Raw genomic sequence first — 23,503 nt, 5'->3', positions numbered from 1 at the left:
CTGGATTACATATGATCTTACATAAACTTAAAATCGTCTTTGCTGGTTCTATTGGTTCAGGTAAAACAGAAGCCATCAAATCTTTATCTGAAATTCCGGTTTTAGCAACCGAAGTACTCAATACTGACAATATTAGCCATCAAAAAATGGAAACAACAGTTGGTATTGATTATGGTGAAGTCACCCTCGACGATGGCAGTAAAATTGGATTATATGGTACCCCTGGTCAAGATCGATTTAACTTCATGTGGAATCTGATTTGTAAAGGTGCAATTGGAATTGTTGTTCTGGTCGATCATTCCTTAAAAAATCCAATAGAAGAATTAACACATTATGTTGATATTTTTAAAAATTTTAGTGAGAATATAACGATAGGAATAACACATATAGACCAAGATCCTAAAAAAACGACCCATCAATATAGACAATGGCTCTTAGATAATCATTATCAGTTCCCATTATTTTTTATTGATGCTCGACAACACGACGATGTACTGATGCTCATTGAAGTACTCGTTACATCATTAGAAGTTAAATACCTATAACAGGATAAAAAAGCATGCTCGATGCACTAGACAAACGTACAGCTCCAGAATCACTTGTTAATTTTGCAAAAGCGCAGATTAATGACGTCTTGATGAATGTCAAAGGTGTCGAATTTGTGATGGTGTGTTCAACAGATGGTTTTGAACTTGGCTCTGTGTATCGTAAGAGCAATTACAATACCAGTAAGCTTGCTGCAGTCGGTAGCTCGATTTTAGCAATGGTCAGTGCCTTTCTTAATGAAATCAATTTAACAGGATGCCATAGCATCACATTAGATGCAGAGAATGGTAAAGCCGTGCTCACGTCAGTACCTGCACCCAAGCATCCTATGGTTATTGTGACTTTGGTTGCTAAGGATGTGTTACTTGGTCAATTATTGTATGCACTAAAAGAAGCCAGTGTCGCGATCATCAAAAGTGATAAATAATGCAATCACTGAAGTTAAAATAATGCATATTGATGTTTAACGCATATTGAAATTAAAGCTTTTAATTTTTAGATTAAACAATAAAGGGGCTATATAAGCCCCTTTATTCCATGTAGATTCAACAAGATTACATGCAGATTTTAGCAATCAATATTAAATAAAATCTGACGTTTTTTCACTTGCTGACCCACCTGACCAATAATTTCACCAACCACACCATCAACATCTGACTTAATCTGTTGTTGGATTTTCATCGCTTCAAGAATCAGTAAAGTTTGCCCTTTGGTTACAGTATCCCCGGCATTGACAACGATATTGATAATGGAACCATCCATTGGTGCACGGATCTTGCCATCACCAGCAACATCAGCCGTCTCAGGTGGCAAATAAGTAATATTTTCAACTGCAACGTTTCCATTTGCAGTGTCTAAATAAACAAAATTGCCTTCGATCACATAATCAATCTTACGGCGTACACCATTGATCACATAAATCAACTGCTCAGCATTTTGTTCAACCAGTTGAATACTTTGTGATTCGCCACATAACTCAACAGTGACTTCGGTTGCATCACGCTTGACCAAAAGCTCAAGCTTGTTGTCGTCATAACGTAATTTTAATGGCAATGACAATGCAATGCCTGTATTCCAACTGCTTTGTGTAGAGGCATTGGTCAGTAATGCCGCAACCAAGACTAAAGTTTCTAAATTTAAGCTTTGTTTATTCAAGCTTACATCTTCTTGGAAATGTTCTTGAATAAATGCAGTATTGGTATCCCCTTTCACCACGACAGGATGACGCAGTAGATTCACTAAGAATTCTTTATTACTGTTCACACCCAATAATACGCTTTCTTCTACGGCACGTGCCAGAGTACGAATTGCATCATTACGCGTTTCACCATAGGCAATGACCTTCGCTACCATTGGATCATAAAAAGGACTGATCTCACCTTGCGCCAACATGCCATGGTCAATACGGACATTTTTCGACTCAACTGGCTTCCAGCGTAAGATTTTGCCCGTCTGAGGTAAGAAGTCTAAACGTGGGTCTTCAGCATATAGTCGCACTTCAATCGCATGACCTTTTAATGTGAGTTCAGATTGTTGTAGTGGCAACGTTTCACCATTGGCAACACGTAATTGCCATTCCACTAAATCCAAACCTGTCACTAACTCAGTGACAGGATGTTCAACTTGTAGACGAGTATTCATCTCTAAGAAATAGAACTCGCCCGATGCATCAAGCAGAAATTCAACCGTACCTGCACCAACATAATCACAAGATCTTGCTGCAGCTACCGCAGCTTCACCCATACGTTGGCGTAGTTCAGGTGTCATGACTGGGCACGGTGCCTCTTCAACCACTTTTTGGTGACGGCGTTGAATTGAACAATCACGTTCGAACAGATACACATAATTGCCATGTGTATCACCAAAAACTTGGATTTCTACATGACGAGGTGCAATCACTGCTTTTTCAATAATCAGCTCGCCTGAACCAAATGCATTTTCAGCTTCTGAACGTGCTGTTTTTAACGATTCCAACAAATCTGCTTCTTGGTGCACCAATCGCATACCACGACCACCGCCCCCCGCAGAAGCTTTCACCATTAAAGGGAAACCGACTTTTCGCGCTTGCTCAGCCAAGAATTCGATATCTTGTTGATCACCTTCATAACCCGGTACGCAAGGTACACCTGCTTCAATCATTGCGATTTTAGACAGGCGTTTACTGCCCATCAATTCAATTGCAGCGGCTGTTGGTCCAATGAAGGTAATATTATTTTCAATACAAGCTTGAGCAAAATCAGTATTTTCAGATAAAAACCCATAACCCGGATGGACAGCATCTGCACCTGTTTTTTGACATGCTTCAATAATATTTGCAATCGACAAATATGATTCAGACACTTTGGATGGACCAATATATACTGCTTCATCTGCGACCTGTACATGACGTGCATGTTGATCTGCATCTGAATACACAGCAACAGTTTTATACCCCATTGCTTTGGCTGTTTGCATCACACGTACAGCGATCTCGCCACGGTTTGCAACTAAAACTTTAGAAAACGCCATATCATCACCACTATTCTTATAAGACCTCCTGTCTATGGAGGTCATGACATTCTTTATCTTTGAGCTTTTGCTTTGATGATGTATTTATTCATCAGCCCAACTTGGTTTTCTCTTTTGAATAAACGCCATCGTGCCTTCCATACCTTCAGCACTATTCACCGCATCTGCAAATTGTACAGCTGCATCATCCAGTAAATTACTTAAAGATTCATTGCTCGATGCACGATGCAATAAAGCTTTGGTTGCACGAGATGCTAAAGGCGCCGCACGTTTGACCTGTTCAAGTGTGGTTTCAATCAGCTGCTCAAGTTCGTTTTCATTTTCAGCCACTTCATGAATCACACCAAACTGTAGCGCTTTATTGCCATTAAAACGCGCACCCAACAATGCCAAGCGGCGAGCTTGTGTTAACCCCACACGTTTCACCACAAACGGCGCAATTTGAGCAGGTAAAATACCAAGTCCTGTTTCAGGTAGACCAAACTGTGCATCTTGATGTGCAATCGCCACATCCGAAATACAGGCCAAACCAAAACCACCACCCAGTACTGCACCTTCAAGCACAACAACAACGGTTTGAGGTGCTTGATCGACCAATTCAATCATGGCACCAAACTGGCGATTAAAATCGATATAAGGCTTGTTACTGCCCAATGAAGCTGCTTCTGCACGAATTGCAGCCATATCTTTAATATCACCGCCCGCACAGAAGTGATTACCACGACCACGGAATACCACGCCACGAATCGAGCTATCATCAGCAATGGCATTAAAAACATTCATGATCGATTTGACCATGTTTAAACTCATGGCATTACGGCTATCAGGACGGTTTAACCAGATTTTTAAGATCGAACCTGATTGTTCTAGCTCAATGCTGTCATCTGCTAGTACGCTATTGAGCGATTGTAGATCGGCCATCATTGCTCTCCTTATTTGCGTTTGCCAGGTAATGTGCCCATAAGCTTACAAATAATCCCGAGCATGATCTCATCTGCACCACCACCAATCGACACCAATCGACCATCACGATATAACTGTGCTGCTGGGTTATCTGCCATAAAGCCATTCCCCCCCCAGAACTGTAAGCAACTATCAGCAACTTCACGCGTTAAACGACCTGCTTTAAGTTTTGCCATAGATGCAATCTGAGTCACATCTTCACCTGCAATATGCAGATCACATGCTCGATAAGTTAATGCTTTCAATGCTTCAATTTCAGTCATCAATTCTGCAAAACGGAAATGAATATATTGATTATCAATCAGTGGTAAACCAAATGTCGTACGCTCTTTGGTATATTCAATCGTTTTTTCAATACAGCTCAACATGCCACCCATAGCATTCGCTGCACCCCACATACGTTCTTCTTGGAACTGTAGCATCTGCATCATAAAGCCCATGCCTTCGGTCCCAACAAGGTTACGCTGTGGTACACGCACATTATCAAAGAACACTTGCGCTGTGGTACTCGAACGCATACCCAATTTATCTAAAGGTTCCGAGAAGCTAATACCTGGTGTTTTAGCAGGAACAACAATCATCGATTTATTGAAATGCGGTTTACCATCTGAGGTATTTGCCAAAAGACAGAAGAAGTCGGCTTGAAGTGAGTTAGTGATCCACATTTTATGACCATTAATCACGTAGTCATCGCCATCTTTCACTGCAGTTGTTTTTAAAGCGGCAACGTCTGAGCCTGCTTGAACTTCTGATACCGCAATCGCTGCGACATATTCACCTGCAATCGCTGGTGTTAAAAATTCATCACGCAGTTCCTTACTACCAAAACGCGCAATCGCTGGGGTCGCCATATCCGTTTGAACGCCCATCGCCAATGGCACACCGCCACAGTTGATACGACCTAATTCTTCCGCAACCACTAAGTTATACGAATAATCCAGTGCCAAACCACCGTTTTCTTCAGGTTTACAAATACCGAGCAAACCTAAGTCACCCATTTTTTTAAATACTTCGTGAATGGGGAAACGCCCTGCTGCTTCCCATTCAGCCACAAATGGATTGATGTCATTTTCAATAAATTGACGTGTGGTACGACGTAGTGCTTCATGCTCTGCTGTAAATTTCATTTTGTATTTCCTTAAATTTTGAATATTTTTAATCCCTCCCAACCTTCCTTTGATAAAGGGAGGAGCTTACCTATTTATGAAGTAAGCTATTTTCCCTCTCCTCTTAGGAGAGGGTTAGGGAGAGGTTGTAATTAGTTAGAATCTTGATACACCAAATCGAGTTGGATTCAAGTCACGATTTTCTGCTTCATATATCGTTTCTAATAAGAAGATCAGCACTTTACGTGTATCACGAGGGTCAATAATGCCGTCATCATGTAACATCGCGGTGTTAAATAATGCTGTTGACTGTGATTCGAGTTTGGCAGCTGTACTTTGCTCTAAGAAATCAAGCATTTGCTCATTCGGCTCCATACCTGAAGCTTTTTGCTTACCTTCAGCCACAATACGCAAGACTTTTCCTGCTTGAGCAGCGCCCATAACTGCCACATGCGAATTTGGCCAAGCAAAAATAAAATCTGGACCCAGTGGACGACCACACATCGCATAGTTCCCTGCACCATATGAACCATGCGCAATAATGGAGATCTTTGGAACGGTGGTATTGGCAACAGCTTGAATCAGTTTAGAACCATGTTTGATAATACCGTTCTGCTCTGCATCTGTTCCAACCATAAATCCTGTGGTGTTATGCAAGAATAAAAGTGGACGACGTGTTTGCTCACACAAATGAATAAACTGCGCTGCTTTGGCTGCACCTTGCGGCGTAATTGGGCCATTATTGGTAATAATTCCAATATGTAAGCCCCCAATTTTTGACCAACCACAAACAGTATGCGAATCATATTCGCCTTTAAATTCAAAGAAATCTGAATCATCGACAATACGTGCAATAATTTCTTTCATGTCCAAAGGCTGTTTCGGATCTGAAGGAATGATGCCCAGTAACTCTTCAGCAGAATAACGTGGCTCTTTATAGTCAACTTCTAGCGATTGTGTTTGTTCTTTCCAATTTAAATGTTCAAAGATTTCACGTGCTAAACGGATCCCATCAGCATCATTTTCAGCCAAATATTCTGCTGTTCCTGCTACTTGAGCATGCATTTCTGCACCACCCAATTCTTCAGCCGTCGCTACCTCACCTGTAGCAGCCAAAAGAAGTGGAGGTCCTGCCAGTAACATTTCAGTTTGCTTACGAACCGTAATCACATAATCTGAAAGACCAGGTTGATACGCACCACCTGCGGTCGCATTACCGTGTACCACTGAAATTTGTGGAATACCCATTGCTGACATACGTGCCTGATTGGCAAATGTTGTTCCACCATGAGTAAATACTTCCGCCGCATAGTTGAGGTTTGCACCTCCACTTTCAGCCAAAGTCACAATCGGCAATTTTTGCTTCATTGCAATTTGCTGTAAGCGTAAAGTTTTATGCACACCCATTGGCGCCATGGTTCCGCCTTTGATTGCACTATTACTTGCAGTCACTAAGCAACGTACGCCATTGACAAACCCAATGCCTGAAATAATCCCACCACCTGCATCTGAACCATCTTTGTCATCATGCATGTTATAGCCAACAAGACCACAGAGCTCTACAAAGGGAGAATCTGCATCGAGCAATAAGCGGACTCGCTCATAAGGCAAAATTTTGCCTCGCTTTTCAAATTTGGCTTTGGCTGCGTATGAACGTTCAACCCCTTTTTGTTGTACTGCTCGCACTTCTTCAATTTGCGCCAATAAAGCTTTTTTATTGGTTTCAAAAACTTCACTACCGACTGTAATTTCAGATTGGAGTATCGTCATGATCACGCTCCCTATGATTGATTATTTCTTTTTTTGATAACGTCTGGAATAAATGCACGATGGAAACCATTGAAGGATTCACTATTCTTAGCATCTGATAGTGGGAAAATACGTGTCCCGAGTGATGCTGCACCATCAATACGTAGCGTTACACCCGATACAAAAGCAGCTGCTTCCGAAAGCAAGTAAACAATTGCTGACGACACTTCGGATTCAGTCCCCATACGTTGTAAAGGCACGTTACCTGACAAATTTGGAATAATAAATTCGGCTACAGGCCCCGAATAGGTGTCCATGCCTGAAGATAGAATCCAACCTGGTGCAACCGCATTCACGCGAACCCCAGATTTCCCCCATTCCACCGAAGCTGTCTTGGTCAGGTTATCGACACCAGAACGTGCTGCACCGGAATGCCCCATTCCTGGCATACCACCCCACATATCAGCGGTCATATTGACGATACTACCGCCATTTTTTTCCATCCACTGGTTATAGGCTTCACGCATTAAGAAGAAAGTTGAATGCAAGTTATTACGAATGACTGCATCAAAACCATTGGCAGAAATGCTTTCCAAAGTCGATGGGAATTGGCCGCCTGCATTATTCACCAAGCCATCAATTTTGCCGAATTTCTCAACCACTTCAGCAATCATGTCTTTCACTTGCTGTTCTTCACGGTTATCACAGATGATGTAATGAACTTTCCCACCATCTTCAGTAATTTCTTGGCTGACATTTTCCAGTTTCTCGACCTTGCGCCCTGTAATCACCACTTGAGCACCCAAGGCTGCTAGCTCATGTGCTGTACAGCGTCCAATGCCTGAACCGCCACCTGTCACAATGATGACTTTGTCAGCAAATGCATCTGGTCTAAATATTGAGTGATAACCCATTGTTCCCTTTTCCTTTTTTCATTCTTACTTATTTATCTTGTCTAAATTTGTCTGATCTAAAATATCGGATAATGTTGCAATTATTTTTGGAGTAAATTGGCTGGAATTTTCACAGGCATGTCCAATAGTTGTTGTGCAAAGGCTTTACCTTGTGGGTCAATTCGCAAACTTGCAACACCACCACCTCCAAGCGCATCCATCAATAAGAAGTTCAATGCATTCAAGCCAGGCAACTCATAGCGTTCAACTTTATGCGTATCCCCATCAAAAACATGTTTCATGTATTCGCCAACATTGGCTTCAGTGAGTGATGCACGAATCCAAGGCAGATATTCTGGCTGACGCGCAATCACACCAATGTTGCTGTAATTACCTTTATCACCACTTCGCGCATGTGCAACTTGAACCAATGGCACTTCAATTTCATCGCCTTGTAACTGAGCCACTTCACCTGCTGGCAAAGTTTGCGTATTTAAGGTTGAACCTTGTGGAATTTCGACAGCATGACGTGAGCCATCAATATCCACTTCAATATTCAAAGAAGATTTATCCACCAAGAAAGAGAAGAGTTTAATCACTGGCGATGGTTTTGGACGACCACCGACAATACCTGTTAATGCGGGTGCCATACCTGTAGATGCTTGAGCGATCTCAGATGCGAAGAACATACATGCTTCTTTAAACATGTGTTTCACTGCAATTTTCACCACAACTTCACGGTTGCCCTGAATGCGACGGTTTGCACCATAGGTTGTTTCTGTACCTAAGATTTCAACTGATTTCTCTGAAAACGGTGGTACAGAACGTAGTGCGAGTACACGCTCGACTTTGGTCAGAATCGCATTTGAAACAGCAAGTGCTTTTTCTTCTGCATCTTGTCCAGCCAGTAAGAAACTGACCAAAACACGGTTGCCGTCTGGATAAGTTGTACTCACTTTATATTGCGATGTTGGTGCAGAACCAATTGCTCCTTGTACCAATACACGGTGCTCGCCAACTTGTTCCAGTTTAACCTGACTAAAATCAGCTGTGACATCTGGCAACAGATACGCTTGCGGATGTCCAATTTCATAAATAATTTGTTCTGCCACAGTACCTACAGAGACTAAACCGCCCGTTCCAGCAGGTTTGGTCACCACAAATGTTGCATCAGCTTTGACTTCAACAATCGGAAAGCCCATGTTGTCAAAGCCTTCAACCAAACGCCAATCTGTAAAATTACCACCTGTACACTGTGCGCCACATTCAATCACATGACCTGCCAGTGAGCCTTGAGCTAATTTGTCATAGTCGTCTAAAGACCATTTATATTCGTGTAATAAAGGACCAAGCACCACAGCCGAGTCCACAACTCGCCCAGTAATCACGATATCTGCACCTAAATCTAAAGCATCACGAATCGCGACTGCACCCAAATAGGCATTACTACTTGCCACATGAGGAGGTAAATCTTCCCCATTGAACATCTCTTTAATGCCTGTTTTCTGCAGTTCAGCATGCTGATCAAGCAAGTCATCGCCTAAGACCACCGCAACTTTCAAATCGAGTCCTGCATTTTGAATCACTTGTTGCAATGCATCACGACATGCCAATGGGTTTACACCACCAGCATTACTGACCACTTTAATTTTTTTGTCTGCAATTTTTTTGATTAAAGGGGTCATCACACGACTAACAAAATCCAGTGCATAACCATGTGTCGGCTCTTTCATTTTGGCTTTTGCCATAATCGACATGGTAATTTCTGAAAGATAATCAAAAACCAAATAATTGATGTCAGACATATGCACCAATTGAAAGGCAGCCGTATTTGTATCGCCCCAAAAGCCTGATGCACAGCCGATTTTTACGATTTTTTGATCATCCTGATGTATCGTTGTCATAACCTTCTCTTTATTCTGTTTAGAATTTAAACTCAATTTACCAAGCAAGCGCTTGGTTTGTAAAGTGCAAAATGTTATGATTATTTGCAAAAGTGCTTAACTTGAATTAAATACCGCTAGATATAAGGCTTTCAAACAATGAAAAGGGATAAAATAATTAAATGATTGCGACTTCTCTTGACCAAATCCAACCGATTGCATGCTTTGATGACACACCACGTGGTCGTTTATTGTTAGGGGCTGCTTATTTATTTCATAAACAAGGTTATGCCAAAACCACTGTTCGTGAACTCGCTCAATTTATCGGCATTCAATCGGGTAGCTTATTTCATCATTTCAAAACCAAAGATGATATTTTGGCAAATGTGATGGAACAAACCATTATTTACAATCATGCTTGTCTAGAAAGTGCAATTGCGAATTCTGATGATCCAAAACAGCAACTTCGTGCTTTAATCAAAGCTGAATTAGAAGCCATATCTGGAGATACAGGTGCAGCCATGGCCGTATTGGTTTACGAATGGTTTGCGCTTTCGCCTGAAAATCAAAAAAGACTGTTAAAACTCAGAAATGATTACGAGCAAATTTGGCTCGATATTATTCAAAAGCTCCATCATCAAGGCAAAATTAAACATGATCCTTTTATTTGGCGCCGTCTGATTGGTGGATCAATTGCATGGACTGTAACTTGGTTTAAACCTGAAGGGAAAATGACTTTAGATCAATTGACCGATATCGTTTGGGATATGACATTAAATCCAGCTCAATAAAATAGGTGACTCAGAAGCCACCTATTTTTATGATGAATAATGAATACGATTAAAATCCTAACTGACGACTTGCCAAATCTTTCATGATTTCTTCAGCACCACCACCAATCATATTGACCTTCACTTCACGATAGATACGTTCAGATTTCATGCCACGCATAAAGCCCATACCACCCAAGGTTTGAACAGCTGCGTCCGCACAGAACTGCATGGTTTGCGTTGCGACATTTTTCAACATACAAATTTGTGCAATCATTTCATTGCCTTGAAGTTCTGGTCGTCCCATTTTATATGCAGTATCTTCAAGCAATGTCCGCGTCGTTTGCAGACGTGTTGCCATATCTACCAATTTATGACGAACCACTTGATGATCAACGAGTCGCTTACCAAAAGTACGACGTTGTTGTGCCCAATCTAATGCCTCTTCATAACAGACTTTTGCATAACCATAACTACTTGCAGCAAGGAAGAAACGCTCCATATTGAAGTTATTCATGATCACGAAGAAACCCATATTTTCAGGACCAATCAGATTTCTTGCAGGAACTCTAACATTGTCAAAGTGTAGATGTGCCGTATCAGATGCCCACCAACCCATTTTATCCAGTTTTGTTTTGGTAATACCTGGTGTATGAGCATCAATCAATAGCATTGAAATTCCATTTGGACCTTTTCCTTCAGGATCAGTACGCACAGCAACCGTATAATAATCTGCACGGATCCCTGAAGTAATAAAAGTCTTTTCACCAGTGACAATATAATCATCGCCATCTTTAACGGCTTTGGTTTTTAATGCAGCTACATCTGAGCCACCACCCGGTTCAGTAATCGCAAGCGCAGAAATTTTTTCTCCAGACAGAATCTGTGGCAATACTTCTGCTTTAACTTCTTCACTTGCAAAACTATTGATTGGAGGCGCACCAATCATATGTGAAAGTAAAGATGCAATTAAACCACCTGAAGCAGCTTTTGCTAACTCCACACAACCCAATAAGGTATAGAAAGCATCAGTATCTGGGATACCCCCATATCGCTCATCAAATCCTGATGCCATTAATCCAACTTCTGCTGCTTTTTTATAAAGCTCACGTGGAAATGTCTCTGCCTCATCCCACTCATTTACATGAGGTAAAATTTCTTTTTCTACAAATTTTCGTACAGCATCGGCAAATGCAAAGTGTTCATCTTTATAATAAATTGGATTGTATTGCATCAAATATTTCCCTAATATTTTGATATTTCGTCCTTTTTATACTGACAGTTATTTTTATTTTTTTAATAGCAAGAATCGTCATTTTCTTGGCATAAAGAAACACTCGTAACTAAAGCCATTTTAAATTATTTGATTCTACTGATTTTAATTTCAATACAGACATTAAAAATCTTTACTGGTCAATTTTTATGAGTTCATTTCTTTTCGGTAGATCTTCAACAAGAACCAAATGATTCACTAAACCCATTCTCTTTAATACAAGTAATACCCACCACCCCGGATCCGTTTGCCCTTTTTCTAAGCCCAGTTTTGCTGATCCTGGAAATGCATGATGGTTATTGTGCCAACATTCCCCCATAGTGATTAAGCCACAAAATTTAATATTATAGCCTTGTACACCTGCACCATCGACATGCCAGGATCGATGTCCAACGTTATGAGCAAAATAGCCGATTAACCAATGACCTGTAACAGAAACAGCTACACGTAAACAAGTTCCCCATAACACCCATTGCCATCCACCAATGAGCCATAAAATGCACATTAAACGCAATTGTTGAACTATCCAAGTCTTTTCCATAAATTGGTAAAAAGGTGTATCTAATATAGGTTCCGCTTTGAATTGAGGAGGATGGTCTAGGATCAAATCACAATGCAATTGCCAAAATCCATCTTTTATAAATGAGCTTCCATGAGAAAAATAAGTGTGACATTTACCCTGTCGTTGCGCCCAATCCCGAGTATCGTGTGTGCGTACCATTCCAAATGGTCCCGCTAATCCAACAATGACACCCAAATGCACAAATAAATATTCTAACCATTTTGGACATGTATAACTTTGATGAATTAACCTTCTGTGCATACCAAGCGAATGACCTAAACATAAAGTTATTGCTGAAGTAACTAAAAAGACTAATAAATTCTGAAATGAAAACGTATAAAAAATTGCATAGATACCAAGCAAATACATAGTTGTCACCCAGATTGACTTTAATGGTGACCAAACGACACGGCCTGAAACTGCATTGGTTAATTTATTGACATAAATTGTTGGAACTTCTGTTTTTATATACATTGTTTTTATATTTATCATTATGATTGAGCGCAATATACCAACTTCTTGGTTTCACCACATTCTTTTTCAGATAAAGCTACAGCAATTTCAAAGCTCAATTTTATATTTTATCGATCACTCTTACGTGTAAACCCCACGCATAAAAAAATCCCCCTCTACATTTTCGTAGAGGGGGATTTCGAATAATGAGCTGGCGATGACTTACTCTCACATGGCAAACGCCACACTACCATCAGCGCGAAGAGGTTTCACTTCTGAGTTCGGGAAGGGATCAGGTGGTTCACTCTTGCTATTGTCGCCAGCACAACTGTTATGATTACTCGCTATGGTCTTAGTTACGTTGCTTTTGCTTCGTATGCCTAGCTTTGGTCAAATGAGTGATTAACAGAGATATTTGAGTGCTTTGATTTGTTCATTTTAACCAGCTTGATCACTAAATCAAGTTGTTTTAGTCGATATCGAATCAACTGTCGCTTTATACAACAACTGTTTGGGTGTTGTATAGTCAAGCCTCACGAGTAATTAGTATTGGTCAGCTTCACATATCACTATGCTTCCACATCCAACCTATCAACGTTGTAGTCTTCAACGGCTCTTTAGAGGACATATAGTCCTTGGGAAATCTTATCTTGAGGTAGGCTTCCCGCTTAGATGCTTTCAGCGGTTATCCCTTCCGAACATAGCTACCCGGCGATGCGACTGGCGTCACAACCGGTACACCAGAGGTTCGTCCACTCTGGTCCTCTCGTACTAGGAGCAGATCCTCTCAAATTTCCAACGCCCACGGTAGATAGGGACCGAACTGTCTCACGACGTTCTAAACCCAGCTCGCGTACCTCTTTAAATGGCGAACAGCCATACCCTTGGGACCTGCTTCAGCCCCAGGATGAGATGAGCCGACATCGAGGTGCCAAACACCGCCGTCGATATGAACTCTTGGGCGGTATCAGCCTGTTATCCCCAGAGTACCTTTTATCCGTTGAGCGATGGCCCTTCCATACAGAACCACCGGATCACTAAGACCTACTTTCGTACCTGCTCGACTTGTGGGTCTCGCAGTTAAGCGCGCTTTTGCCTTTATACTCTACGCGTGATTTCCGACCACGCTGAGCGCACCTTCGTACTCCTCCGTTACTCTTTAGGAGGAGACCGCCCCAGTCAAACTACCCACCAGACATGGTCCTCGCTCCAGATTATGGAGCAGAGTTAGAACCTCAATATTACCAGGGTGGTATTTCAAGATTGGCTCCATCGCAACTAGCGTCGCGACTTCAAAGCCTCCCACCTATCCTACACAAGTAAGATCAAAGTTCAATGTCAAGCTGCAGTAAAGGTTCACGGGGTCTTTCCGTCTAGCCGCGGGTACACCGCATCTTCACGGCGAATTCGATTTCACTGAGTCTCTGCTGGAGACAGCGCCCCCATCATTATGCCATTCGTGCAGGTCGGAACTTACCCGACAAGGAATTTCGCTACCTTAGGACCGTTATAGTTACGGCCGCCGTTTACTGGGGCTTCGATCAAGAGCTTCGCTTACGCTAACCCCATCAATTAACCTTCCAGCACCGGGCAGGCATCACACCCTATACGTCCACTTTCGTGTTTGCAGAGTGCTATGTTTTTAATAAACAGTTGCAGGGGCCTGGTTTCTGTGGCTGTCAATAGCTCATCCCGCAAGGGGAATCACCGTCGACAGCGTACCTTCTCCCGAAGTTACGGTACCATTTTGCCTAGTTCCTTCAGCAGAGTTCTCTCAAGCGCTTTGGTCTACTCGACCTGACCACCTGTGTCGGTTTCGGGTACGATTCCTGTGTAACTGAAGCTTAGAGACTTTTCCTGGAAGTATGGTATCAGCCACTTCGCTAATAAATTAGCTTGCTATCAGTTCTCAGCATAGAGTACCCCGGATTTGCCTAAGATACATGCCTACAACCTTTCACCTGGACAACCATCGCCAGGCTGACTTAACCTTCTCCGTCCTCTCATCGCATTACACAGAAGTATTGGAATATTAACCAATTTCCCATCGACTACGCCTTTCGGCCTCGCCATAGGGGTCGACTCACCCAGCCCCGATTAACGTTGGACTGGAACCCTTGGTCTTTCAGCGAACGAGTTTTTCACTCGTTTTGTCGTTACTCACGTCAGCATTCGCACTTCTGATACCTCCAGCAGACTTCTCAATCCACCTTCATCGGCTTACAGAACGCTCCCCTACCACTTGCAATAAATTGCAAATCCGCAGCTTCGGCACATAGTTTTAGCCCCGTTACATCTTCCGCGCAGGCCGACTCGACTAGTGAGCTATTACGCTTTCTTTAAAGGGTGGCTGCTTCTAAGCCAACCTCCTAGCTGTCTATGCCTTCCCACATCGTTTCCCACTTAACTATGATTTTGGGGCCTTAGCTGGCGGTCTGGATTGTTTTCCTCTTGACTACGGACGTTAGCACCCGCAGTCTGTCTCCCGGATAGTACTCATTGGTATTCGGAGTTTGCATCGGTTTGGTAAGTCGGGATGACCCCCTAGCCGAAACAGTGCTCTACCCCCAATGGTATTCGTCCGAGGCGCTACCTAAATAGCTTTCGGGGAGAACCAGCTATCACCAGGCTTGATTAGCCTTTCACCCCTATCCACAAGTCATCCCCTGGCTTTTCAACGACAGTGGGTTCGGTCCTCCAGTTAGTGTTACCCAACCTTCAACCTGCTCATGGATAGATCGCCTGGTTTCGGGTCTACACCCAGCAACTAAACGCCCTATTAAGACTCGATTTCTCTACGGCTCCCCTATGCGGTTAACCTTGCTACTGAATGTAAGTCGCTGACCCATTATACAAAAGGTACGCAGTCACCGAACAAGTCGGCTCCCACTGCTTGTATGCATGCGGTTTCAGGATCTATTTCACTCCCCTCACAGGGGTTCTTTTCGCCTTTCCCTCACGGTACTGGTTCACTATCGGTCAGTCAGGAGTATTTAGCCTTGGAGGATGGTCCCCCCATATTCAGACAAGGTTTCACGTGCCTCGCCCTACTCGACATCATCATATCAGCCCTTTCGTGTACAGGACTATCACCTACTATGGTCGCACTTCCCAGAGCGTTCCACTAAAGCTGATATGACTTAATGGGCTTTTCCCCTTTCGCTCGCCGCTACTGAGGGAATCTCAATTGATTTCTTTTCCTAAGGGTACTGAGATGTTTCACTTCCCCTCGTTCGCCTCGTATGACTATGTATTCATCATACGATACCGACCTTATGATCGGTGGGTTTCCCCATTCAGAAATCTTCGGATCACAGGATATTTGCCGCCTCCCCGAAGCTTATCGCAGGCTATTACGTCTTTCATCGCCTCTGACTGCCAAGGCATCCACCACATGCACTTAATTACTTGACTATACAACCCCAAACAGTCGTTCATCCCTACAAGCAGGATAAGCAACAGATCAACCAATTTCTTAGTCAATCATACAGTTGGCGTCTGTGCACTTAAGCACTATACAGCTTCAATTAGATTCATATAACAAAACGCTTGATTCAGTTAATTTCGCTAGTTCTCATTCAATCACTTCAACTCCATAACTTGCGTTACTTCGTTTCCGCTTTTGTATGAGTTTGAACAAATTATTTCAACTCAAATATATTCTGTTAATGATTCACCACGTCTTCGTCAGATCGTGGTCAACTGTGATAAATCACAGAAGTTAACAAGACGCGCATATTACGCTAACTTCTTATTAAATTCTATAATCTACGACTTCGTTCGATTAAAGCCTGCGCAAAGCAGTACTTATATGATCAAACACTACGCGCAGCGTAGCTGCTTGTCTTGCGTTTCGACAAAGCGTTGCTTTGTTATTTCGAAACTCTGGTGGAGACTAGGAGAGTCGAACTCCTGACCTCCTGCGTGCAAAGCAGGCGCTCTACCAACTAAGCTAAGTCCCCAGCTTATCATCTATAGATTCGATATATCTTTACGCTCTGTTCGCCTCAGTACTTTCATACTGCGTTAGTCAGAATGGTGGGTCTGACAAGACTTGAACTTGTGACCCCACGCTTATCAAGCGTGTGCTCTAACCAACTGAGCTACAGACCCTCAGATACATCTTCATGAAGAACAACTTGTTGTGGATTCTTACCAATCGTCAATCTTTCGTTAAGGAGGTGATCCAGCCGCAGGTTCCCCTACGGCTACCTTGTTACGACTTCACCCCAGTCATCGGCCACACCGTGGTAAGCGTCCTCCTTACGGTTAGACTACCTACTTCTGGTGCAACAAACTCCCATGGTGTGACGGGCGGTGTGTACAAGGCCCGGGAACGTATTCACCGCGGCATTCTGATCCGCGATTACTAGCGATTCCGACTTCATGGAGTCGAGTTGCAGACTCCAATCCGGACTACGATCGGCTTTTTGAGATTAGCATCCTATCGCTAGGTAGCAACCCTTTGTACCGACCATTGTAGCACGTGTGTAGCCCTGGTCGTAAGGGCCATGATGACTTGACGTCGTCCCCGCCTTCCTCCAGTTTGTCACTGGCAGTATCCTTAAAGTTCCCGGCTTAACCCGCTGGCAAATAAGGAAAAGGGTTGCGCTCGTTGCGGGACTTAACCCAACATCTCACGACACGAGCTGACGACAGCCATGCAGCACCTGTATGTAAGCTCCCGAAGGCACCAATCCATCTCTGGAAAGTTCTTACTATGTCAAGACCAGGTAAGGTTCTTCGCGTTGCATCGAATTAAACCACATGCTCCACCGCTTGTGCGGGCCCCCGTCAATTCATTTGAGTTTTAGTCTTGCGACCGTACTCCCCAGGCGGTCTACTTATCGCGTTAGCTGCGCCACTAAAGCCTCAAAGGCCCCAACGGCTAGTAGACATCGTTTACGGCATGGACTACCAGGGTATCTAATCCTGTTTGCTCCCCATGCTTTCGTACCTCAGTGTCAGTATTAGGCCAGATGGCTGCCTTCGCCATCGGTATTCCTCCAGATCTCTACGCATTTCACCGCTACACCTGGAATTCTACCATCCTCTCCCATACTCTAGCCAACCAGTATCGAATGCAATTCCCAAGTTAAGCTCGGGGATTTCACATTTGACTTAATTGGCCACCTACGCACGCTTTACGCCCAGTAAATCCGATTAACGCTCGCACCCTCTGTATTACCGCGGCTGCTGGCACAGAGTTAGCCGGTGCTTATTCTGCGAGTAACGTCCACTATCTCAGAGTATTAATCCAAGTAGCCTCCTCCTCGCTTAAAGTGCTTTACAACCAAAAGGCCTTCTTCACACACGCGGCATGGCTGGATCAGGGTTCCCCCCATTGTCCAATATTCCCCACTGCTGCCTCCCGTAGGAGTCTGGGCCGTGTCTCAGTCCCAGTGTGGCGGATCATCCTCTCAGACCCGCTACAGATCGTCGCCTTGGTAGGCCTTTACCCCACCAACTAGCTAATCCGACTTAGGCTCATCTATTAGCGCAAGGTCCGAAGATCCCCTGCTTTCCCCCGTAGGGCGTATGCGGTATTAGCATCCCTTTCGAGATGTTGTCCCCCACTAATAGGCAGATTCCTAAGTATTACTCACCCGTCCGCCGCTAGGTTAGGTAGCAAGCTACCTTCCCCCGCTCGACTTGCATGTGTTAAGCCTGCCGCCAGCGTTCAATCTGAGCCATGATCAAACTCTTCAGTTTAATACTTCGTAGCGCCTTAAAGGGCGCCAATCTTGGCTCATCAATTTTCTGACATTAATTTCTCAAATAAACTTCGAGTAATTTCTACCATCAATCAATGAAAATAATTTCGATCAATCAACCAGTAAAAATCCACACAAGTTGTTCTTCATAATCTCTTAATGATCTTCTTGTTACTTCGTCAGTAGCAAGCTAGGTCGGCTATATTACTCTCTATCTCTAGAAAGTCAACCAGTTCAACTAAATATTTTCCTTAACAAATCATCTTTTTTAAATCTTTAAAATCTCTCGCAGAAATCTTAAATCATTCAATCAAGTTATTGATTTATCAGAAGTTTTATTTAACATCACCGCCGATGGATGTGCATTCTACAGCATTTTAGTACCGTTGCAACCCCTTTTTTAATATAAATGTGAACATATGTATGTTTTTCGAGCTCTTTCATCTTAAAGTTCTACTTTTTGTTCAATTTTGCTTTAATATTGGGGTAGGCAATCTTTTTAAAGAATAAAAAACAAACACATCTTCAAATCAATGTGTCATTTATTCGAATATTTTAATTAGGAAAATATAATGCGTCGTATAAATTTATTATGGGCGAGTATGTTCATCGCAGGTTTAAGCGCTCACGTCAGTGCCCAAACAAGTGATAAAGCATATATAGAGAATAGTTCTATAGAAAATAATTCGCCTAGTAATAATCTCGGTACAAAGACGGAACAGAATGCGACTTCATCTGAGGCACTCACCATAGATGATGATAAATCTGTTAGACATCCTCGTCTGGAAGCATTGAAAGAGCTTAAAGGGATTAAGATTGATGACTTAAAGGTTAATGCTACTGCGGCTCAAGAAGATCATGTTAAAGATCCACTACAACCTTTAAACCGACAAATTTATGACTTAAACGATTATATTGACCAAAAATTTGCCCGCCCTGTTGCTCTTCAATATAAGGCAAAAGTGCCTTCAGATGTTCGTGGCTCATATCGTGGCTTCCGTAAAAATATGGGAGAACCTTGGAATGCGATTAACCAAGCTGCGCAAGGTCGATTTGTTCGTGCCGTAAAATCCTTGGGACGTTTTACGCTAAATACAGTCACCACTTTAGGGTTGGCCGATCCCGCTTCACGTTTAGGTTTAGAAACTGAAGAAGAAAGTTTGGGCACTACACTGGGCTATTATGGTGTCCCTTCTGGTCCATATCTTATGTTGCCTGTACTTGGTCCAAGTACTTTCCGAGATGGTTTTGGTCGTATTGTCGATAGCCAAGGTCGTCTACAAAAATATGTGTTCCAAAAAGATCGTGTTTATTATGGAGACTACCTCGCAGGTGGTATTGACTCTCGTGCACAATTATTAGATGTAGAAGATGTGTTACAGGGTGATAAATACGCAGCATTACGTGATATCTATTTACAACGTAAAGCGTTCGAAATTGCTGAGAAAAAAGGTGTACAACAAGATTCAGACTTATTTATTAATGATGATCTTGATGAAACAGCAACTGCTGATCCGCAGTAAGCATTGTTTTTAAATCGCTTTTTATGATAAGCACTGTGGCTAATTTCAATTGAGTTAGTCACAATACTTGGATAAGTCAAATACTTAGACTAACATAGAGTTCTTCAAGCTCTTTTAGGATCTATACTCAACCATATGTATTTCATTCAACCTACACGAACTATCCCGAATTTAGATGAAGTGCTTAATACACTTCCAAGTTTGCAGATGATTCGTATTGAAGACATTGAGTTATATGATTCAACCATCATCGCCATTGCCGACGTAAATGACTTTCTTCACTATCAATGGTCATTGCCTACGATTGTGATCGGTCGTGAAAATGAAGGTACTGAACTTTCTCAAGCATGGGAAATGGGTGCGTTGGCGGGTTGGATTTGGACACGACTGCCTGCAAATCCTGAACATTCACTTCTTAAAATTGATGCGCAGTATAAGCGTAACCAAGATAGTCGTGATCTGCCTTCAGCTGCCGAACTGCAAAAGAAACTTCTTCCCAATCCTATAGAGCTACAAAACTATAAAGTCGAAACCCTGTTTAAACCGTCAGCGTATTTGTCTGGAGATTGGTACGATTACTGGAAAATAAGCGATAAAGAAATTATTTTTTATCTTGCTGATGTTTCAGGACATGGTGTAACCAGCTCTTTACTCACCTCTTGGATGGCTGCGTTTCATGGTCGCTCAAAAACCCCACGTGAGTTATTAAAGAAGCTCAATGGTATGTTAGTACAAGAAAATATCGAAAAGCATATCACTATGCTTGCAGGTATTTTAAATTTGGAAACCCATGAGTTGAAATGGTCAAGTGCGGGTCATTACCCCCCTGCAATTATTTTTGAACCCAATCAACCACCACGTGTTTTAAACACCAGTAGTTTCCCACTTGGTCTGACTGAAGAACTTGAGATTGAAGAACATGTGACAACCTTAAATCGTCATGCTCGGTTTATTATTTGTTCAGATGGTGCTTTAGAGCCTTTTGAAGGTGGATTGAACGAACAATTTTCACAATTGGTCTATCACTTGCAAAATCAATCATTCCAAGCCCCTGAGCATGTTGCAGATGATATTGCCATCTTAAGTATCAGAAGAATCAATTAACTATATAATCAATAAGATAGATAAGAACAGCGTTTAATCCGATAGAAGACCACTTGAGTATAGGGTTGCGCTATGTGATAATTTTAATATCCTTCTCTGCAAATGGCATTTATATGTCAACAGGTCATGTTGAATATGCAAGCTTGAACGGAACGCATATCTTCAAACTTATTGGTGAAGTGCGAGCCCAATCTTGCATTAGTCTAGACAAACTTTTGTCTCGGATTGAACAACAAGAGAACGTCGTAGGCGCTATTGTTGATTTAACCCAAACCACATTTATAGATAGTACTGTTTTAGGTATTTTAGCCAAGCTCGGTTTAAAGCTTAAACAGATACATCAAATTCAAGCTGTAATGTTATCGACCAATCCAGATATTACAACGCTTGCCAATAGCATGGGCTTAGGGCAGGTTTTCGTGATCCTCAATTATTGTGGTGATCCGAATGTTTGTACGCGTGAATTACTCGATGAACACATTTCACATAACACAATGTTATCGACTGTTCTTGATGCACATAGAACATTGATGAAATTGAATGAAAGCAATCAAAACATGTTTGAACCTTTAGTCAAACAACTCGAAAAGCAGCAAGATACCATCGATCATAGTATCTAGTTTCTAAAATAAAAAGTTCATTCACATCAGGATGGCGTCATGACTTTACTTTCTATTGCTCAAATGAATTCGCAAAATAGCATTGAAGAAAACTTCAGTGTGATTGAATCATTAATTCAAAAAAGTAAAGTTCAAGGTGCATCCTTGATTGTGTTTCCTGAGAACTTTGCCTGTTTTGCTGCGGGTAAACAACGAGAAACCGCTGAACGTTTTGAAGAAATTCAACAACGTTTAGAGACGCTCGCCCATCAATATCAAATCTGGATTGTGGCAGGTACATTGCCTTGCCCTTACCGCCCAGATGGCACAGTCGTGCCCGATGGTCGTGTCCGCACAACAAGTTTGTGCATTAGTCCTGAACGTACTGAAGCTCGTTACGACAAAATTCACTTGTTTGATGTACAAGTGGGTGATGCTGTGGGTGGGTATCAGGAATCTACGTTTTTTGAACCTGGTGATGATGTGATCGTTGCCAAAACACCTTTTGGTAATATCGGTTTGATGGTGTGTTATGACTTGCGCTTTCCTGAACTGGCTTTAAGTTTGCGGAGCAAAGGTGCAAATATCTTGACTGCTCCTTCTGCATTTACCTACACCACGGGTCAAATGCACTGGCAAATGTTAATTCAAGCCCGTGCTATGGACAGTCAATGTCAGGTTTTAGGTGCTGCTCAACAAGGTTGGCATGGTGAAAAACGTCAAACTTGGGGGCACAGTGCTGCGGCGAATAGTCGTGGACAACTGCTCGACATTGTGACTGATGAAGGTGCTCAATTGATTACCGTGCCTTTTGATTTGGAAGAACAAGCTAAAGTTCGTGAGTCGATGCCTTTGATGCAACATCGTAGACTGCTTCAGCTCTGATTTTTTACACGCTCTTCACCCACCCCCTCTAAAACCATTCTTTGAAATATTTATATCCAAAAAATTACAATTCCCCTGCTTCTTTCTTGAATAAAATCAGTCACGATCAAAGTTCATCTATACATTTAGTCATAGGATTTGATCATGTCTTTAGAAAAAATTGCTTATACAGCACATGCCAAAGCAACAGGTGGTCGTGATGGTCATGCAACATCATCGGACGGTATTTTAGATGTCAAACTGGCTGTGCCAAAAGAAATGGGTGGTCCAGGGGGCGGAACGAATCCAGAACAGCTTTTTGCAGCAGGTTATTCGGCGTGTTTCTTAGGGGCGATGAAGTTTGTGGCAAACCGTGACAAACTCAAAATTACACCTGATGCTTATATTGAAGGTGAAGTGAGTATTGGTCCAATTCCTACAGGTTTTGGGATTGCAGCGACTTTGAATATTCATTTGGAAGGTTTAGAGCAAAACGAGGCGCAAAAGCTTGTAGATGCTGCGCATATTGTGTGTCCATATTCGAATGCGACACGTGGCAATATTGATGTGACTTTGAATGTGATTGTTTGATCTAATGAAGCCTGAAATTTATTTTCAGGCTATCTAATACTCTATTTTTTTAAAGTTATTTTTATTTTTCTATAAAATTCAATTAATATCTATCACAACCGAATGTAACTAAACTTGAATTGGATAGACCTTTTATGGATAGAATTACTGAAAGCTTGATTACAGAACTGCTAAAAAATCTCGAAATAAAGTCAGAAGGTGTATCAAAAGATTTTGAAAAATTGGTAAATTATACAATCGTTTCAAATGATTATAATAAAACATTTGATATCGATTCGATTACAGTTGGTGATGGAAATGATACTGGAATAGATGGAATTGCGATTATAGTTAATGGTCAACATATTGAAAATATAGAAGAAATTAATGATTTATTAAAAAAAATAATTTTCTTGAAGTAGA

The 23,503-nt window shown here is 42.1% G+C and carries 17 protein-coding genes, 2 tRNA genes and 3 rRNA genes; 9 read left to right on the top strand and 13 right to left on the bottom strand.

The genetic code is table 11. The features are described from left to right. Positions 1-11 precede the first annotated feature (11 nt). Both G8E00_RS03495 and G8E00_RS03490 read left to right on the top strand, forming a co-directional pair. Positions 12-545: a GTP-binding protein gene (locus G8E00_RS03495; RefSeq protein ID WP_166012673.1), complete on the top strand. Its 534-nt coding sequence runs from the start codon at positions 12-14 to the stop codon at positions 543-545. A 14-nt stretch (positions 546-559) separates the two neighbouring features. Next, entirely contained in the window at positions 560-973 is a 414-nt protein-coding gene (locus G8E00_RS03490) for a roadblock/LC7 domain-containing protein (protein WP_166012674.1), read from the top strand. Between the two features lie 140 nt (positions 974-1,113). On the opposite strand, the gene G8E00_RS03485 is transcribed toward G8E00_RS03490, so the two are convergent. The 6 genes from G8E00_RS03485 to G8E00_RS03460 all read right to left on the bottom strand — a co-directional run bounded on the left by G8E00_RS03485 (position 1,114) and on the right by G8E00_RS03460 (position 9,669). Beyond that, positions 1,114-3,054 (bottom strand): acetyl-CoA carboxylase biotin carboxylase subunit, encoded by a 1,941-nt coding sequence (locus G8E00_RS03485; RefSeq protein ID WP_166221986.1) that lies wholly within the window; start codon positions 3,052-3,054, stop codon positions 1,114-1,116. Positions 3,055-3,138: 84 nt separating this feature from the next. Further along, a complete protein-coding gene (locus G8E00_RS03480) occupies positions 3,139-3,975 on the bottom strand; it encodes an enoyl-CoA hydratase/isomerase family protein (protein ID WP_166221984.1) in 837 nt (278 codons plus the stop codon). An 11-nt stretch (positions 3,976-3,986) separates the two neighbouring features. Continuing rightward, a complete protein-coding gene (locus G8E00_RS03475) occupies positions 3,987-5,144 on the bottom strand; it encodes an acyl-CoA dehydrogenase family protein (RefSeq protein ID WP_166012677.1) in 1,158 nt (385 codons plus the stop codon). A gap of 135 nt (positions 5,145-5,279) precedes the next feature. After that, complete coding sequence (locus G8E00_RS03470) at positions 5,280-6,893, bottom strand: acyl-CoA carboxylase subunit beta (RefSeq protein ID WP_166012678.1); 1,614 nt, start codon at positions 6,891-6,893, stop codon at positions 5,280-5,282. 11 nt (positions 6,894-6,904) lie between these two features. Further along, positions 6,905-7,786, bottom strand: coding sequence for an SDR family oxidoreductase (locus G8E00_RS03465; RefSeq protein WP_166221982.1), 882 nt, complete (start codon positions 7,784-7,786; stop codon positions 6,905-6,907). Positions 7,787-7,866: 80 nt separating this feature from the next. Then, positions 7,867-9,669, bottom strand: coding sequence for an acyclic terpene utilization AtuA family protein (locus G8E00_RS03460; protein WP_166221980.1), 1,803 nt, complete (start codon positions 9,667-9,669; stop codon positions 7,867-7,869). Between the two features lie 161 nt (positions 9,670-9,830). On the opposite strand from G8E00_RS03460, the gene G8E00_RS03455 reads away from it, so the two are divergent. Beyond that, entirely contained in the window at positions 9,831-10,439 is a 609-nt protein-coding gene (locus G8E00_RS03455; protein WP_166221978.1) for a TetR/AcrR family transcriptional regulator, read from the top strand. A 49-nt stretch (positions 10,440-10,488) separates the two neighbouring features. On the opposite strand, the gene G8E00_RS03450 is transcribed toward G8E00_RS03455, so the two are convergent. From G8E00_RS03450 to G8E00_RS03420, 7 genes are all read right to left on the bottom strand, one after another. Then, positions 10,489-11,652: an acyl-CoA dehydrogenase family protein gene (locus G8E00_RS03450; protein WP_166012682.1), complete on the bottom strand. Its 1,164-nt coding sequence runs from the start codon at positions 11,650-11,652 to the stop codon at positions 10,489-10,491. Positions 11,653-11,824: 172 nt separating this feature from the next. Continuing rightward, positions 11,825-12,727 carry an acyl-CoA desaturase gene (locus G8E00_RS03445; protein WP_166221976.1) on the bottom strand — a complete coding sequence of 301 codons (903 nt, stop codon included), beginning with the start codon at positions 12,725-12,727 and terminating at the stop codon, positions 11,825-11,827. Between the two features lie 188 nt (positions 12,728-12,915). Then, positions 12,916-13,030: ribosomal RNA gene (gene rrf, locus G8E00_RS03440) — 5S ribosomal RNA — on the bottom strand. A 198-nt stretch (positions 13,031-13,228) separates the two neighbouring features. After that, positions 13,229-16,120: ribosomal RNA gene (locus tag G8E00_RS03435) — 23S ribosomal RNA — on the bottom strand. Positions 16,121-16,592: 472 nt separating this feature from the next. Then, positions 16,593-16,668, bottom strand: a tRNA-Ala gene (locus G8E00_RS03430). 74 nt (positions 16,669-16,742) lie between these two features. Beyond that, positions 16,743-16,819: transfer RNA gene (locus G8E00_RS03425), tRNA-Ile, on the bottom strand. A gap of 61 nt (positions 16,820-16,880) precedes the next feature. Beyond that, a 16S ribosomal RNA gene (locus tag G8E00_RS03420) occupies positions 16,881-18,418 on the bottom strand. The 16S, 23S and 5S rRNA genes sit together here with 2 tRNA genes alongside, the layout of an rRNA operon. A gap of 574 nt (positions 18,419-18,992) precedes the next feature. Between G8E00_RS03420 and G8E00_RS03415 the strand changes: the two genes are divergently transcribed. The 6 genes from G8E00_RS03415 to G8E00_RS16330 all read left to right on the top strand — a co-directional run bounded on the left by G8E00_RS03415 (position 18,993) and on the right by G8E00_RS16330 (position 23,502). After that, positions 18,993-19,943 (top strand): MlaA family lipoprotein, encoded by a 951-nt coding sequence (locus G8E00_RS03415; RefSeq protein ID WP_166221974.1) that lies wholly within the window; start codon positions 18,993-18,995, stop codon positions 19,941-19,943. A gap of 135 nt (positions 19,944-20,078) precedes the next feature. Further along, complete coding sequence (gene gigA, locus G8E00_RS03410) at positions 20,079-21,047, top strand: RsbU family protein phosphatase GigA (protein ID WP_166012926.1); 969 nt, start codon at positions 20,079-20,081, stop codon at positions 21,045-21,047. A 113-nt stretch (positions 21,048-21,160) separates the two neighbouring features. Then, positions 21,161-21,667: an anti-anti-sigma factor GigB gene (gene gigB, locus G8E00_RS03405; protein ID WP_166012927.1), complete on the top strand. Its 507-nt coding sequence runs from the start codon at positions 21,161-21,163 to the stop codon at positions 21,665-21,667. Positions 21,668-21,706: 39 nt separating this feature from the next. Then, positions 21,707-22,531: a carbon-nitrogen hydrolase family protein gene (locus G8E00_RS03400; RefSeq protein WP_166221972.1), complete on the top strand. Its 825-nt coding sequence runs from the start codon at positions 21,707-21,709 to the stop codon at positions 22,529-22,531. Between the two features lie 144 nt (positions 22,532-22,675). After that, positions 22,676-23,101, top strand: coding sequence for an organic hydroperoxide resistance protein (locus tag G8E00_RS03395; protein WP_166221970.1), 426 nt, complete (start codon positions 22,676-22,678; stop codon positions 23,099-23,101). Between the two features lie 134 nt (positions 23,102-23,235). Beyond that, a complete protein-coding gene (locus tag G8E00_RS16330; protein WP_196782000.1) occupies positions 23,236-23,502 on the top strand; it encodes a hypothetical protein in 267 nt (88 codons plus the stop codon). Position 23,503 lies beyond the last annotated feature (1 nt).

This window comes from Acinetobacter shaoyimingii (genome assembly GCF_011578045.1).
Lineage (GTDB): Bacteria > Pseudomonadota > Gammaproteobacteria > Pseudomonadales > Moraxellaceae > Acinetobacter > Acinetobacter shaoyimingii.
This window is presented reverse-complemented; position numbering and strand designations above follow the sequence as displayed.

Excerpts from the sequence above, each read along its gene's own strand:
- G8E00_RS03470 (WP_166012678.1), bottom strand. The coding sequence starts at position 6,893 with ATGACGATACTCCAATCTGAAATTACAGTCGGTAGTGAAGTTTTTGAA.
- G8E00_RS03485 (WP_166221986.1), bottom strand. The coding sequence starts at position 3,054 with ATGGCGTTTTCTAAAGTTTTAGTTGCAAACCGTGGCGAGATCGCTGTA.
- G8E00_RS03465 (WP_166221982.1), bottom strand. The coding sequence starts at position 7,786 with ATGGGTTATCACTCAATATTTAGACCAGATGCATTTGCTGACAAAGTC.
- G8E00_RS03460 (WP_166221980.1), bottom strand. The coding sequence starts at position 9,669 with ATGACAACGATACATCAGGATGATCAAAAAATCGTAAAAATCGGCTGT.
- G8E00_RS03445 (WP_166221976.1), bottom strand. The coding sequence starts at position 12,727 with ATGTATATAAAAACAGAAGTTCCAACAATTTATGTCAATAAATTAACC.
- G8E00_RS03490 (WP_166012674.1), top strand. The coding sequence starts at position 560 with ATGCTCGATGCACTAGACAAACGTACAGCTCCAGAATCACTTGTTAAT.
- gigB (WP_166012927.1), top strand. The coding sequence starts at position 21,161 with ATGTCAACAGGTCATGTTGAATATGCAAGCTTGAACGGAACGCATATC.
- G8E00_RS03450 (WP_166012682.1), bottom strand. The coding sequence starts at position 11,652 with ATGCAATACAATCCAATTTATTATAAAGATGAACACTTTGCATTTGCC.
- G8E00_RS03415 (WP_166221974.1), top strand. The coding sequence starts at position 18,993 with ATGCGTCGTATAAATTTATTATGGGCGAGTATGTTCATCGCAGGTTTA.
- G8E00_RS03455 (WP_166221978.1), top strand. The coding sequence starts at position 9,831 with ATGATTGCGACTTCTCTTGACCAAATCCAACCGATTGCATGCTTTGAT.
- G8E00_RS03400 (WP_166221972.1), top strand. The coding sequence starts at position 21,707 with ATGACTTTACTTTCTATTGCTCAAATGAATTCGCAAAATAGCATTGAA.
- G8E00_RS03495 (WP_166012673.1), top strand. The coding sequence starts at position 12 with ATGATCTTACATAAACTTAAAATCGTCTTTGCTGGTTCTATTGGTTCA.
- G8E00_RS03480 (WP_166221984.1), bottom strand. The coding sequence starts at position 3,975 with ATGGCCGATCTACAATCGCTCAATAGCGTACTAGCAGATGACAGCATT.
- G8E00_RS03395 (WP_166221970.1), top strand. The coding sequence starts at position 22,676 with ATGTCTTTAGAAAAAATTGCTTATACAGCACATGCCAAAGCAACAGGT.
- G8E00_RS16330 (WP_196782000.1), top strand. The coding sequence starts at position 23,236 with ATGGATAGAATTACTGAAAGCTTGATTACAGAACTGCTAAAAAATCTC.
- G8E00_RS03475 (WP_166012677.1), bottom strand. The coding sequence starts at position 5,144 with ATGAAATTTACAGCAGAGCATGAAGCACTACGTCGTACCACACGTCAA.
- gigA (WP_166012926.1), top strand. The coding sequence starts at position 20,079 with ATGTATTTCATTCAACCTACACGAACTATCCCGAATTTAGATGAAGTG.